Annotated in this window: 17 protein-coding genes; 7 read left to right on the forward strand and 10 right to left on the reverse strand. The window is 62.6% G+C overall.

Annotation, left to right across the window (positions count from 1 at the left end):
- Window positions 1–100 precede the first annotated feature (100 nt).
- The gene (cckA, locus tag ABAC460_RS44235; RefSeq protein ID WP_023455284.1) at window positions 101–2308 is read left to right on the forward strand and encodes a cell cycle histidine kinase CckA; all 2208 of its coding nucleotides are present in this window, start codon (window positions 101–103) and stop codon (window positions 2306–2308) included.
- On the opposite strand, the gene ABAC460_RS44240 is transcribed toward cckA, so the two are convergent.
- The gene (locus ABAC460_RS44240) at window positions 2286–2789 is read right to left on the reverse strand and encodes a hypothetical protein (RefSeq protein ID WP_155914738.1); all 504 of its coding nucleotides are present in this window, start codon (window positions 2787–2789) and stop codon (window positions 2286–2288) included. The genes cckA and ABAC460_RS44240 overlap by 23 nt on opposite strands.
- Window positions 2790–2812: 23 nt before the next feature.
- Window positions 2813–3271, reverse strand: coding sequence for a hypothetical protein (locus tag ABAC460_RS44245; RefSeq protein ID WP_155914739.1), 459 nt, complete (start codon window positions 3269–3271; stop codon window positions 2813–2815).
- A 71-nt stretch (window positions 3272–3342) separates the two neighbouring features.
- Here ABAC460_RS44245 and ABAC460_RS44250 point away from each other — a divergent pair, with 71 nt between their 5' ends.
- Window positions 3343–3744, forward strand: a complete 402-nt coding sequence (locus ABAC460_RS44250; protein ID WP_023455287.1) for a cupin domain-containing protein — start codon at window positions 3343–3345, stop codon at window positions 3742–3744.
- Here the strand turns inward: ABAC460_RS44250 and ABAC460_RS44255 are convergent.
- The 3 genes from ABAC460_RS44255 to rpmE form a co-directional block, all read right to left on the reverse strand.
- Complete coding sequence (locus ABAC460_RS44255) at window positions 3741–4640, reverse strand: heme-dependent oxidative N-demethylase family protein (protein ID WP_023455288.1); 900 nt, start codon at window positions 4638–4640, stop codon at window positions 3741–3743. The genes ABAC460_RS44250 and ABAC460_RS44255 overlap by 4 nt on opposite strands.
- Before the next feature lie 3 nt (window positions 4641–4643).
- The gene (locus ABAC460_RS44260) at window positions 4644–5063 is read right to left on the reverse strand and encodes a hypothetical protein (protein WP_023455289.1); all 420 of its coding nucleotides are present in this window, start codon (window positions 5061–5063) and stop codon (window positions 4644–4646) included.
- A gap of 137 nt (window positions 5064–5200) precedes the next feature.
- Complete coding sequence (gene rpmE / locus ABAC460_RS44265; protein WP_023450310.1) at window positions 5201–5425, reverse strand: 50S ribosomal protein L31; 225 nt, start codon at window positions 5423–5425, stop codon at window positions 5201–5203.
- Between the two features lie 115 nt (window positions 5426–5540).
- Here rpmE and ABAC460_RS44270 point away from each other — a divergent pair, with 115 nt between their 5' ends.
- Genes ABAC460_RS44270 through ABAC460_RS44275 form a run of 3 tightly spaced genes read left to right on the forward strand, consistent with a single transcriptional unit; the run spans window position 5541 to window position 8512 of the window.
- A complete protein-coding gene (locus tag ABAC460_RS44270; protein WP_023455290.1) occupies window positions 5541–7376 on the forward strand; it encodes an ABC transporter transmembrane domain-containing protein in 1836 nt (611 codons plus the stop codon).
- Window positions 7377–7389: 13 nt separating this feature from the next.
- Entirely contained in the window at window positions 7390–8004 is a 615-nt protein-coding gene (locus ABAC460_RS48620; protein WP_023455291.1) for an ankyrin repeat domain-containing protein, read from the forward strand.
- Window positions 8005–8035: 31 nt separating this feature from the next.
- Window positions 8036–8512: a hypothetical protein gene (locus ABAC460_RS44275; protein ID WP_023455292.1), complete on the forward strand. Its 477-nt coding sequence runs from the start codon at window positions 8036–8038 to the stop codon at window positions 8510–8512.
- Here the strand turns inward: ABAC460_RS44275 and ABAC460_RS44280 are convergent.
- From ABAC460_RS44280 to efp, 4 genes are all read right to left on the reverse strand, one after another.
- Window positions 8509–9459, reverse strand: coding sequence for an SMP-30/gluconolactonase/LRE family protein (locus ABAC460_RS44280; protein WP_023455293.1), 951 nt, complete (start codon window positions 9457–9459; stop codon window positions 8509–8511). The two genes, ABAC460_RS44275 and ABAC460_RS44280, sit on opposite strands and share 4 nt — an antisense overlap.
- Before the next feature lie 103 nt (window positions 9460–9562).
- The gene (locus ABAC460_RS44285) at window positions 9563–10363 is read right to left on the reverse strand and encodes an inositol monophosphatase family protein (protein WP_023455294.1); all 801 of its coding nucleotides are present in this window, start codon (window positions 10361–10363) and stop codon (window positions 9563–9565) included.
- 50 nt (window positions 10364–10413) lie between these two features.
- A complete protein-coding gene (locus ABAC460_RS44290) occupies window positions 10414–10713 on the reverse strand; it encodes a hypothetical protein (RefSeq protein ID WP_023455295.1) in 300 nt (99 codons plus the stop codon).
- A 100-nt stretch (window positions 10714–10813) separates the two neighbouring features.
- Entirely contained in the window at window positions 10814–11380 is a 567-nt protein-coding gene (gene efp, locus ABAC460_RS44295; RefSeq protein ID WP_023455296.1) for an elongation factor P, read from the reverse strand.
- A gap of 123 nt (window positions 11381–11503) precedes the next feature.
- Here efp and ABAC460_RS0125165 point away from each other — a divergent pair, with 123 nt between their 5' ends.
- Both ABAC460_RS0125165 and ABAC460_RS50000 read left to right on the forward strand, forming a co-directional pair.
- On the forward strand, window positions 11504–12166 hold the full coding sequence (locus ABAC460_RS0125165; RefSeq protein WP_023455297.1) for a hypothetical protein: 663 nt from the start codon (window positions 11504–11506) through the stop codon (window positions 12164–12166).
- Window positions 12167–12176: 10 nt separating this feature from the next.
- Window positions 12177–12392 carry a hypothetical protein gene (locus ABAC460_RS50000; RefSeq protein WP_155914740.1) on the forward strand — a complete coding sequence of 72 codons (216 nt, stop codon included), beginning with the start codon at window positions 12177–12179 and terminating at the stop codon, window positions 12390–12392.
- Window positions 12393–12401: 9 nt separating this feature from the next.
- Here ABAC460_RS50000 and thiE read toward each other — a convergent pair whose 3' ends face one another.
- Window positions 12402–13028, reverse strand: a complete 627-nt coding sequence (gene thiE / locus ABAC460_RS44300) for a thiamine phosphate synthase (RefSeq protein WP_023455299.1) — start codon at window positions 13026–13028, stop codon at window positions 12402–12404.
- Window positions 13029–13097: the final 69 nt, after the last annotated feature.

The raw sequence follows: 13097 nt of genomic DNA on the forward strand, positions 1-13097 counted from the left end.
AATCAGCGCGTACTTTCATCAAATGGGATACACTCAGTGTGTGATTCGCTGGTCGGGCGATTGCCGCCCGTACAGCCACGCGTTGTGTGAGGATACCGCTTTGCCCGATAGCCAAGGTGCCGAGATCAAACCCGCTGCGGAAACCGTAGCCCAGCCTGCCGCTTCCAAGCCAGCCGCCTCCAAACCGACGGCCAAGGGCAAGTTGGCGCGGCTCGAAAAGATCGCCAGTCCCATGAGCCTGGCCATCGTCGCCGGCGTTGTGGCCACGGCGTGTCTGGGCGTGTGGCTGGTGGCGGGCAAGCTGCCGATCGGTGTCGTCCTGGCCATCATCCTGGTCGCCTTCGCCGGCGTGATCTTCTTAGGCATGTTCGCCTTCAACACCGAAGAGGAAATCCTCAGTGCCGAAGGCTTCACCGGTGCCGACATTGTCGGCGCTCTGGAAGAACCCGCCGCGGTCGCCGGGTTCGACGGCCATATCATGGCCGTCAACGCCGCCTGGCGCGATGCCGGCGGCGGTCAGCGCCGCCTGCCCCAAGGCGACGAAGCGCCGGCTCTGTTTGTCGCACTGCGCGAAGCCAAGTCGCAAGGCCAGGGCCGCGCCCTGGTCCGTCTCGGCGGTTTCGACTACGAAATGGTCGCCTCGCGCCTGGGCGAAGACCTGGTCCTGGTCCGCGCCGCCTCTCAGGGCGTGCTGGGCAATGGCCTGATGCTGCACCACGAAGACCTCAACCCGATCAAGCAGGCCGGGTTCCTGCCCGACGAAAGCGAAGCCGAAGTCAAGGCCGAGATGCCGCCGGCCGAGATGGACGCCTTTGCCGGCTCTGCGCCGTTCGGCGCTGCCCTGGTCATCGACAATGCGGGGAATGGCGACCTGTTCGCCTCGCGCGTCACCGACTACAACACCGTCTTCGCCGCCCTGGTCGAAAAGACTCCGGACGACCTGAAGGGGCTGGATTTCGGCACCCTGGTTACCGAAAACTCACGCGCCGACCTGACCGAGAAGCTGCGCACCGGCAAGGCCGGGCCGTTCGACATCCAACTGACCGTCAAGGCCACGCGCTCGGTCCAGATCTATGTCTCGCCGGTCGCCGGCGGGTTCAGCCTCTACCTGTTCGACGTCTCGGAACAGAAGAAGCTGGAACAGACCCTGGTTCAGTCGCAGAAGATGCAGGCCATTGGCCAGGTCGCCGGCGGCATGGCCCACGACTTCAACAACCTGCTGACCGGTTTCAAGTTCCGCAACGACCAGCTTCTGCTCAACCACCCGCTGGGCGATCCGTCCTATGAGGACCTGAACGGCATCAAGCAGATCATCGTGCGCGCCGAGGACCTGGTGCGCAACCTGCTGGCCTTTGCCCGCAAGCAGACGGTGAAACGCGTCACCATGAATGTCGGCGAGATGGTCAGCGAGGCCGAGGTCCTGCTGCGCCGCCTGGTGCGCGAAGACGTCAAGCTGGAAACCGACTACGGCCGCAACCTGCCCAATGTCCACGTCGACAAGGGACAGATGGAAATGGTCATGATGAACCTGGTCGTCAACGCCCGCGATGCCATGAAGGCTCAGGGCGGCGGCAAGGTGATGATCGCCGCCAAGGCGCTGACCCAGGCCGAGGCCAAGTGGCGCGGCTGGGACACCGCCCCGGCGCAAGGCGCCGCCCTGATCGAGGTGTCCGACACCGGTCCGGGTATCCCGCCGGAAATCATCTCCCAGGTTTTCGAACCCTTCTTCACCACCAAGCCGCTGGGCGAGGGAACGGGCCTGGGCCTGTCGACCGTGCACGGCATCATCGCCCAGGCCGGCGGCCATATCCAGATCGACTCCAAGCTGGGGCAGGGCGCGACCTTCCGCATCTTCCTGCCGGTGTGGGTCGAGGAAGAAAAGACGGCCGAAGCGCCCAAGCCGCAAGCCGAAGCCAAGCCGGTTCCCAAGGACCTGTCGGGTGTCGGCCGCATCCTGTTCGTCGAGGACGAGCAGATCGTGCGCGGCATCGCGGCCCATCTGCTGCGCCAGCGCGGATACGACGTCATCGAAGCCTGTGACGGCGAAGAGGCGCTCGACATCATCGAGGCCGAGAACGGCAAGTTCGACCTGCTGATCTCGGACGTCATCATGCCGGGGTTGGACGGACCGTCGATGCTGAAACGCGCCCGCCCGATGATCGGCAATGTGCCGGTGATGTTCATCTCGGGCTATGCCGAGTCGGAATTCTCGGACCTGCTGGAAGAGGAAAAGAACGTCAGCTTCCTGCCCAAGCCGCTCGACATCAAGACCCTGGCCGAAAGGGTCAAGGAACAGCTGGCGGCGTAGCCGGCTTTTCCGGGCGTTTGCGGTCCGACGGAACCGCGCTGCGTTCCGGCGCTTCGCAGACGCTCTTGCCGCGCACGCGGATGGTCTGGGTCTCGCCCTGGTAGGTGATTTTCAGCTTGCCCTTGACGATATAGGCGCCCCAGTTGTCGGCGCCGCTGGCCTGTTCGATGACGACATCCTGGGCCACGGTCAGGCCGGTCGTCTTGTCCTCGAAAGTCGCGGTCGAATGCTCTTCACCGCGATTGCCGCCTGAGGCGCGCAGGCTGAACACCTGACCATCGACCTTGATATAGGCGCGGCCGCCGGCGTCTTCGAAGACAGCCTGCGACGGATCGTCGGCGGGCTCGCGCGCCAGCCAGGTGTAGCAATCGCCTTCATGGCCTTCGCCGGCGCCCAGTTCCTCGACGGTGAACGACGCCGCGGATGCCGTCACGGGCAGAAGCAGCAGGGCTGCGGTTGTCATCATGATAAGTCTGGGCATGGTCTTCTCCTCTCGAATACGCGTCATTCCGCTGCGGTCGCCGGGCAGGCATATTCGCCCAGGACCTGGATCGTCTGAGTCTGGCCGCCGTAGGTCACCTTCATCCCGCCCTTGAGATCGCGGATTTCAAGGCCTTCGTCATTGACGTCATGTCGGCTTGTCTTGAGATTGGCGGCGACCCGGACCGTCGGAGCCGGATTTGCCCCATCTCCCCTTAGGGTGACGCTCTCGTAAATATATTGGCCGACCGGGCGAAGAGGGTAGACCTCGCCGTCCACCTTGACATAGGCGCGTTCCCCGTCGCTTTCCAACACGGTAGGCCTGATGCCATTCCGGAGTTTGGCGGAACTGCGCCACAGTACGACATAGCAGTCCGCGGTGATTCCGTCGCCGGGTGACAGATCGTCTACGGTAAAGGTCGTTGCAGCGCTGGCGGCAAAAGCCGTTGCAGCCGCAGCCAGTATTGCAATAGCTACCTTCATAATGTCCCCCTGATCGTTGGCATAGTTAATCATGACTTGGCCGTTTCGTAAATCGGGTGCAGGATTCGGTTATGACAACAGCCGACCACATCATCGCGAAACTGGATCTGAAGCCCCATCCGGAAGGTGGTCATTACCGCGAGACCTTCCGCGATCCACGCCGTATCAACGGGCGCAGTGCTTCGACGGCGATCTACTATCTGCTGAAGGCGGATGAGGTGTCGCACTGGCACCGCATCGATGCGGTTGAGGTCTGGCACTGGTACGGCGGAGCACCGCTGCGGCTGGCGATCCATGATCGAGGCGCGACGGTTCTGCATCTGCTGGGGCCGGAAACGCCTCAGGTGGTGGTGCCGTCCGGCGCGTGGCAGGGGGCGGAATCGGCCGGAGACTGGACCCTATGCGGCTGCACGGTGGCGCCGGGCTTCATGTTCGAAGGCTTCGAAATGGCGCCGAAGGGCTGGTCGCCTTAAACTTCAGGTGCGGCAATCCGCTCCAACCGATCGATCAGCCTCTGCCGTTCCGCTGTATACCCTTTGTAATCCAGCTGTTCCGGCGTCAAAGCCTGCAACTGGTCGATCAAGGCCCGTGCCAATTGCGGCCCTTCCAGATGCGATTCCATCGCCTCCATCGGATCGATCATGATGCGGATCGTAAACAGGATGTCACCCGACCGCGGCAGCTTGCGCAAGGTCTGACGCTCCAGCCGGAAAAATACCCGATCGGCAATATCGCCGTCACCGAACCGTTTGACCTGATTGCCGGGCTCCGGGTGGTACAGCACATCATCGCCGTAAAGCGACCAGTTCCACCGCACCACCGGCATCTGCAGGTTATCGAACATCCGGTTGATCAGGTCGTTGTTGCGCGAACCCTCACCGAAGCCCGGCACGGGACCATGAACCTGATGCATCGGCTTGCCGAACTTGTCGCGCAGCCGCCACGACGACGGAAAGCAAAGACACCCCGCCACCAACCGCCATCCGGTTTCACCCTTGCGCATGATCACCAGATCATCCTGCACCAGCTGTGACGCGGTCAACAACGGCGGCACGAAGTCATCCAGCCGCACCCGCCGGAAAGCCTGCGGCAATGCCACCGCATTCCCGTCCAGCCGGTACTGGTCCGGATAGCGCTCCAGCAGATGTGGGATCAGCAGCTCCAGTATCTCGGCCTGGACGTCTTCGGTGCCGGGCTCGACGGCCAACACCTCCTCCGGATGCCGCCCCAGCACACGGTCCTTTTCATCGAGATGATCGCGCAGGTGATGGTCGACATCGATCCAGTCGGTCGGATCGAGCGGCTTCAAACCGATGGTAAACAGCTTCGACGAGCCGTCATAGGGCGTGTGCAGCGACCGCAGGGACAAGATTCAGCAGCCCATATAGCCTTTGACGGCAACGGACTGCCGCCTGCCGTCGACGATGACCCGCAAACGGCCGTCAACCGCCCAGAGTTCCATCCCCAGTTCCCGTCCGATGGTCAGGTCCGGTTCGATACGCACACGGCCATCCGGACTTTCGTAAATACCCTTGCCGTCGTGGCTGGATATCGTCTCGACGACATCACCATCGATCTTCATGATGCCCTTGGTGCCGTCGTTGACGAATACGAAGGCGGTGGCTTGGCGTGGATTCTCATGAAAATCGTCGGGAAGCGTGAGTTGATAGCCGCAACCATCGATGCTGCGCGACATGGCGTCATCGATGGGAAAGGTTTCAACGGTGGCCGCCTGGGCGACTGCGGGCAGAAGATACGCCAAGACCGCTGCGACGATAAACCTGCGTTGCATCCCATCCTCCTGAGTCATCGCATCCTGTTTGCCACAGCGCCAACAGGCTGACAATCGGACATAAAAAATCCGGTCCAGGCAAGCCCGAACCGGATTTCATAAACTCTGCCGAGTTTCGGCAGCGGCGCCTCGCCGCCTTACTTCTTGAGGAAGCCGCCGAACTTGTTGTTGAAGCGCGACACGCGGCCACCACGGTCCAGCAGGGTGCCCGTACCGCCGGTCCAGGCCGGATGGGTACGCGGGTCGATGTCGAGGTTCAGCACGGCTTCAGCCTTGCCGTAGGTCGAGCGGGTCCGATAGGTGGAACCGTCGGTCATGGTGACCGTGATCCAGTGATAATCGGGGTGGCCTTCTTTTTTCATCGTCGTGTTCCTTCACGTCCAGCCAGCATAAGCGCGGACGCCGAATAATTGAATGGTCGCGCGACATACATGATGACGCGTTGCGGTGCAAGCCATAACTCGCTAAACCCGGCCAATGGCTGACTCCTCCCCTCAAGTCGAAAACACCGACCGTCCCGGCGCCGGCGCCGAACTGATCGGCGACATGCGCGCCACGGCGGCCCGCCGGGCCAAGACCCGTGACCTGCGGCCGCTGATGCGGCTGGGGCCCTATCTGTGGCGTCAACGCGTCAACGGCGCCTTCATGCTGCTGTTTCTGGCCCTTTCCTCGGCCACCCTGCCGGTCATGACCTTTGTGGCGCGCCAGTTGATCGACCAGGGCTTCGGCTCGGGCAAGGTCGACGAGCTGAACAAATGGTTCGTTGTCCTGGCCGTCGTCGCCCTGGTCATGGCCTTTGCCACGGCTATGCGTTATTTCTTCATCACCCGCATGGGCGAACGCATCGTCGCCGACCTGCGCGAGGACGTCTTTGGGCATATTCTCAAGCTTGATCCCGGCTTCTTCCTGAAGATGCGCACCGGCGAAGTGATTTCGCGCCTCACCGCTGACATCCAGATCATCGAAACCCTGGTGGCAGCCTCGATCTCGATTGCCCTGCGCAACCTGCTCAGCTTCGTCATCGGCCTGGTGCTGATGATGGTGGTGTCACCGAAGCTGACCCTGATGGTAATGGGACTGTTCCCGTTCATCCTGGTGCCGCTGATTACCTTCGGCCGCCAGGTCGGTAAGGTGACGCGCGAAACCCAGGACATGTTCGCCCGCGCCATCGGCTTTGCCGGCGAATCGCTGGACGCGCTCGAAACCGTCCAGGCCTTTGTTCGCGAACGCTTCACCCAGGGCCGCTTCAATGACAGCGTCGAAGCCGCCTATACCAAATCCGTCTCCCGCATTGTGACCCGTGCCACCATGACCGCCATGGTGATTTCCCTGGTCTTTGGCGGTACGGCGGTAGTGCTGTGGCTGGGGGCGCAGGACGTGCTGCACGGCAAGATGTCGAACGGCACCCTGATTCAGTTCGTCATGCTGGCCATTTTCACCGCCGGCTCGGTCGCCAACCTCAACGAAACCTGGGGCGATGTCCAAAAAGCCGCCGGCGCCATGACGCGCATCGACGAACTGCTGCGCTCCGAACCCAACATTCAGCCGCCGAAGGACGCCGTCACCCTGCCGGAACCGCGCGGCGAGATCCTGTTCGACAGCGTCGATTTCGCCTATCCGTCTCGCCCCGACGCCAAGGTGCTGGACGGCTTCAGCCTGCATATCAAACCCGGCGAGACCGTCGCCCTGGTCGGGCCGTCGGGCGCCGGCAAGTCGACCGTCTTCAAGCTGCTGCTGCGCTATTACGGGTTCGAGACCGGCACCATCGCCCTGGACGGCGTCGATATCCGCCGCGCCGACCCCAAGGCGGTCCGCGAACGCATGGCATTGGTCGCCCAGGATACGGCACTGTTCTCGGGCTCGCCGGCCGACAATATCCGTTTCGGCCGCGAAGGCGCGACCGACGACGACATCCGCGCCGCCGCCGCCAAGGCCCAGGCACAGGGCTTTATCGAAGCCCTGCCGGAAGGTTTCGACCATCCCCTGGGTGAACGCGCCCGGTCGCTGTCGGGCGGCCAGAAACAACGCCTGAGCATCGCTCGTGCCCTGGTCCGCGACGCTCCGGTGCTGCTGCTGGACGAAGCCACCTCGGCGCTCGACGCGGAAAACGAACGCCTGGTCCAGGCGGCGCTGAATGAAGCCATGGCCGAACGCACCACCCTGGTCATCGCCCACCGCCTGGCCACGGTTTTGAAAGCCGACCGCATCGTGGTCATGGAGCACGGCCGGGTGGTCGACAGCGGCACCCACGAGGAACTGGTGGCGCGCGACGGCCTCTACGCTCGACTGGCGGCCTTGCAATTCGGAGGATAGGAGACAGGCGCCGATGATCGACGGTCCGGACTTTACTTCAGCGGTTCGCGCCATTGTGGCGGATGATCGCGACAGCCTGGTTCGCCTGGTTGATGGTGGGCCTCACCTGGTGCGGACCGCCTCTGTGGCCGGCGCCGAGCGCGAGTCGGCCGATATCTGGTTCTTCGCGGAGATTGCCCATTATCTGTATGCCGGCGACACCTTGCTGCACATGGCGGCGGCCGGGTTTCGCCGGCGCATGGCCGAGGACCTGCTGAGCCGCGGCGCCGATGTGACCGCGCGGAACCGCCGTGGCGCTCAGCCGCTGCACTATGCCGCCGATACCAACCGCGTCCTGCCCGGCGCCCAGGCCGAGGTCATCTCCATTCTTTTGAAAGCGGGCGCCGACCCGAATGCACTGGATAAGTCCGGCGTATCCCCCCTGCACCGCGCCGTCCGGACGAGGGGTTCCGCTGCCGTGGCTACATTGCTGGCCGGCGGCGCTGACCCGTGCCTGAAAAACGGCAGCGGTTCGACACCCCTGCACCTGGCACAACATACCACCGGCCGGGGCGGCAGCGGCACGCCAGAAGCCAAGGCTGAACAGGCGGAAATCCTGCGCCTGCTGATGGCGGCGGGAGCAGATTGACCTACAGGTGAACCAGGCTTAGTCTCCTCCCATGAGCGAGAGCGGCGATATCATCATTCCCCTGGCCTATCGCAACAAGCTGGCGCCCGCCATCGTGGTTGTGTGCGGCGCGCTTTCCCTTGCCGCCTTGATCGCCCAGACCGTGCTGCGCTTTCAAATTGGATTTGATGACGAAGGGGATACGCTTCAGGCGGCTCTGCTCGGGCTTCAGATTCTGCTGTCTCCCGCCTGGCTGTTTCTCATTTGGGACAACTGGCAGGTCCTTCGTAACAGGCCGGCGCTTTGGCTGGACAAGGACCATCTGGTTCTTTGCATGTCCAGAAAGCGCCGTATTCCTCTCGCCCAGATCACAAAGGTCGAATTCGACCGCTTCGCCAGGGACCATGACCCGGCGTCGGTGACCGTACATCTGCGCGAAGGTAAGCCCGTAACCCTGTGGCTTCACACAATGCGCCTGGTACCCGGCTTCGCGGATACCCTTCGCAACGTTACGGCGAAACCGGCCTAGCCCGCGAACAATTCTGTCGGCAGACCAGTATGGCCGCGCAGGCTGGCCTTCGGGATTTCGAACAGCGTACCCGCCTGCGGATCGTCGGCATCGACCGGCGGCTGGGCGGCGGTGGTGACAAACATCCGGTCCAGGTTCGGACCCGCGAACGTCATGCTGGTCGACTGTTTCGCCGGCACCTTGATCTCGAAATCGATCGTTCCGTCGGTCTTGAACCGGGTCACCCGGCCGCCGTTGTAATGCGACACCCAGATGCCGTCCTGGGCGTCGACCGTGACGCCATCCGGCAATCCGACACCTTTCGGGAAGGTATAGAAGACCCGCTTGTTCGACAGCGATCCGTCGGCCGCCACGTCGAAGGCATAGACGATGCCTTCCGAGGTTTCGTTGTGATACATGCGCGTGCCGTCGCGGTTGAACCCCGGGCCGTTGGTGCACAGATAGGGGCTGTCGACCTTGTGCACGCTGAGGTCGGCATCGATGCGGTACAGCGCTGCCGTCTTTTGATTGAACGGCATGTGCATGGTGCCGGTCCATATCCGGCCGTGCGGATCGACCTTGGCGTCGTTGAGCCGGTTGTCTTTGTTTTCCGGCTCGATTTCGAACAGCGGCGTCAGGCTGAACGGTTCCAGGGTCAGGGTATGGACGGTGCGCAGGATGGCGACCAGGAAGCCGCCGGACTTACGCAACACCACCCAGTCGATGAGGTCCGGCATATCCCAGTGCTTCAGCGCGCCGTCACCTAGGCCGTAGGCATGCAGCTTCTTGCCGCGGATATCGACCCAGTAGAGGGTGTTGTCGCGCTCGGACCACAGCGGGCCTTCGCCCAGGATCGAGCCCGGCGGGCTGATGGCCGTGGGCGTTTCCCCGGCCGCGGCCAGAGAGGGGAGGGTGGCCAGGGCCAGGCCTGAGGCGAGCGCGGTGCGGCGGCTGATTATGCCAGTCATTTGGTGGTATCTCCTCAACATCTTTTTTGCCAAGGAGGCACGCAAAACAGCGCCCGTGTCAAGCACGGCGTTCATCTTACAAATGTCTGATTTGTAAGATGAATTACTTGGCCAGCTTCAGCTTCTCGACCAACTGCGGATACAGATCCATATTCGAGCACACCAGTTCACCGGTAACCAGCGGCGAGGCCTCGCTGTCGATCGAGCTGAACTTGCCGCCGGCCTCGCTGACCATCAGCAGGCCCGCCGCCATGTCCCACGGCTTGATGCCGCGTTCCCAGAAGCCGTCGAACTGACCGGCCGCCACATAGCACAGGTCCAGCGAGCAGGCGCCGTTGCGGCGGATGCCGACCGTGCGCTGCATGATCTGGTGCAAATCCTTCAAAGCCTGGGCATGGCCCGGCTTGCCGATGAACGGCACGCCGGTGCCGATCAAGGACTCGTCCAGGTTCTTGCGGCCCGACACGCGCAGGCGACGGTCGTTATGATAGGCGCCCTTGCCCTTTTCGGCCCAGTACAAATCGTTGGTCACCGGGTTGAAGGTCACGCCGGCGACGATCTCGCCATCGCGCTCCAGCGCCACGGTGCAGGCGAAGTGCGGAATCCCGTGCATGAAGTTGGTGGTGCCGTCGATGGGATCGACGATCCAGCGGTGGGTTTTGTCGGTGCCGATGGTCTCACCGGTCTCTTCGCCCAGGAAGCCGTAGCCCGGACGCACCCGGGTCAGTTCCTCCAGCAAAGCAGCCTCGACGCGCTTGTCGGCAGCCGTGACGAAATCGCCCGGGCCCTTCTTGGAGACCTGGAGCTCGGTCACCTCGCCGAAATCGCGGGCGACGCCCTTGCAGCCCTTGCGGACGGCGCTGACCATGACCTGGATGAGAGAAGATTGCAGTACCGTGACCATGGTTGACCTTACGAAGTGAGATTTACAATGTGGGTGAACGGTTACGCCGCTCAGTCGTTCTTGATATTGCTTTTCGTCTTCGGAGCGCCGTCTTTGGCGGCACTGCTGCTGTCGTGGGCGGCTGTGCCGTTGATGGTCAGCGTGCCCCCGCTGCGCTTGGCGTTGGGGTTGTCGTTCTCGACGCTGGTGTCGGACACCATGGTGGCCGTGGTTGACGAAGTCGCCGCCTGGCCCTGAACCGTCAGGGAGACGCCGGTTTGTACCGTTGTCTTGGGCTTGTCACCCGCCATGGCCAGTTGTCCGCCAATGCCGAGAACCAGAACGCCGCACGCCAGAAGTACTTTCTTCATCGTCCGCTCCTTCGAAAGGAAGCCGGACTTCCGGCTTCGAAACGCCGTTCTCTTAACACAGGCGTTCCGGTGCCGGAATACAGTTGCCGTAACTGTGATCTTAGTCGGCGCGCTTCATATATTCGCCGCTCTCGGTCGAGACGACGATACGTTCGCCCGTGCCCATGAAGGGCGGGATCATGATGCGCATGCCGTTCGACGCGATGGCCGGCTTGTAGGACGACGACGCGGTCTGGCCCTTGACGGTGGGCTCGGTCTCGACGACTTCCAGCACGACTGTATCGGGCAGGCTCATGCCGATGGCCTTTTCGTCGTGGAATTCGATGACCACGATCATGCCGTCGTGCAGGTAGCGGACCTGATCTTCACCGACCCAGTCCTTGGACAGCGAAATCTGTTCGTAGTTGGCCTGATCCATGAACACCAGCATGTCGCCATCTTCGTACAGGTACGAGTGGTCGCGCTGTTCCAGCACCGCGCGCTCGACCGTGTCGTCCGAGCGGAAACGCTCGTTCAGCTTGGTGCCGGTCACCAGGTTCTTCATCTCGACCTGAGCGAATGCGCCGCCCTTGCCGGGCTTCACGTGCTCGGTCTTGACCACGGTCCACAGACCGTTCTGGTATTCCAGGATCATGCCCGGCTTGATGGTGTTGGCGTTGATTTTCATGGATTTGACTTGTCAAAGAATGCGTAAGTTGCGGCGGGTACTAACCTTTTGACCACGGAAAGGCAAGGCGCTTTGACGCGAGGGCGGTATCGGCCTAGGGTAGGGTAAATTGGAGGAACCGGAATGGATCGCAAAGCCGTCGTCGTGACCGCACTGTTTTTGGCGGTGGTCGCCTGCTCGCCCAAGCCGGCATCTCAGGTTGAAAGCGCGTCTGTCTCGGCCGTTGCCGGCGACCGGGTTGACTGCACCGCCCCGGCCGGACCGGCCACGACGGCGGATGAACTGAAGGCGAAGTACGGCAAGAACCTGGTCTTCGGCGATGTCGGCGGGCCGGAAGGGACGCAACTGATGGGCGCCATCCTCTATCCCGACGATCCCAAGCGACGCATCGACATCGTCTGGTGGGATGAAGCCAAGACCGTCGTCTCGACCGTGCGGGCGCGCGGCGAGGACAGCCGCATCACCGGCCCGCTGGGCATTCGCATCGGCACGCCCCTGACCGAGGTCGAAGCCGCCAATGGCAAACCCTTCCTGATCTCCGGCTTCGGCTGGGACTATGGTGGCTATGGCGACTTCACCGGCGGCAAGCTGAGCCGCGAGGCCGCGGGCTGTCATATCTCGCTGCGCTTCGACAACATCAGCGGCAACGGCGCAGTCGCCGACGGCATCATGGGCGAGGTCCAGGTCACGTCCGACGATGCGCGGGTCAAGGCCTATGCGCCGGTGGTGACGGAAATTTCGGTCGGCTGGCCTCTGCCGCAGGGCGTGAAGCCGGCGGCGCAGTAGGGGCAATGAGATGAAAGCAACCGAGTTTTGTTATTGGCTTCAAGGAATGTTCGAGCTGTCAAAACCATCAGAATTGAATGCTGAACAAACCGAACTCATCCGACAACATTTGGCGATGGTCTTCGTTCACGATATCGATCCGAGTTACCCGAAAGAGCAGCAAGGTACTCTCGACGCTATTCACCGGTACAACAGAGACAATCCTGATCAAAAGATCCGTTGTTGATACTTTCGATTATACCTGAACGAGTTCTTCCAGCAGCGCCTTCACGCCCGCAGCCGGCCCTTCGGGATGGTTCCACACGGCGCCCGAGACAGCGATAAAGTCCGCGCCGGCTTCGGCCACCTCACGCGCATTCGCCGCGGTGATACCGCCGATAGCGACGCACGGCGTCTCCATGCTTTCCTGCCAGATCGACAGCGTCTCCAGCTCGGCCATGTGCTCGACCGTCTTGGTTTGCGTCGGATAGAAGGCGCCGAACGCGACATAGTCAGCCCCGGCCTCGGCCGCATCCATGGCCAGGTGGCGCGAATTGTGACAGGTGACCCCGATCATCGCCTTGGCCCCCAGGATGCGGCGGGCCTCCTTGTAGGCCATGTCCGACTGGCCGACATGGACCCCGTCCAGCCCCAGTTCCTTCGCCAGGTCGACATGGTCGTTCATGAGCACGGCGACGCCGTGGGCGTGGGCGATCGGCGTCAGCACCCGCGTCACTGCGCGGATATGATCGAGCGGCACGTCCTTGAGCCGTATCTGCAAGGCGGCGATGTCGCCGGCCGACAGGGCGGCGTCCAGCGTGCGGCCAAAAGCCTCGGCATCATCGATGCGGGGCGGGGTGATGAGGTAGAGACGGCATTCCATGGCGGGGGTTTGCCTCAAACCCGGCGCCTTATCAAGAATTTAGCGCACAACTGCCTGTTCCGCGTCAGG

The organism is Asticcacaulis sp. AC460, assembly GCF_000495795.1.
GTDB lineage: Bacteria > Pseudomonadota > Alphaproteobacteria > Caulobacterales > Caulobacteraceae > Asticcacaulis.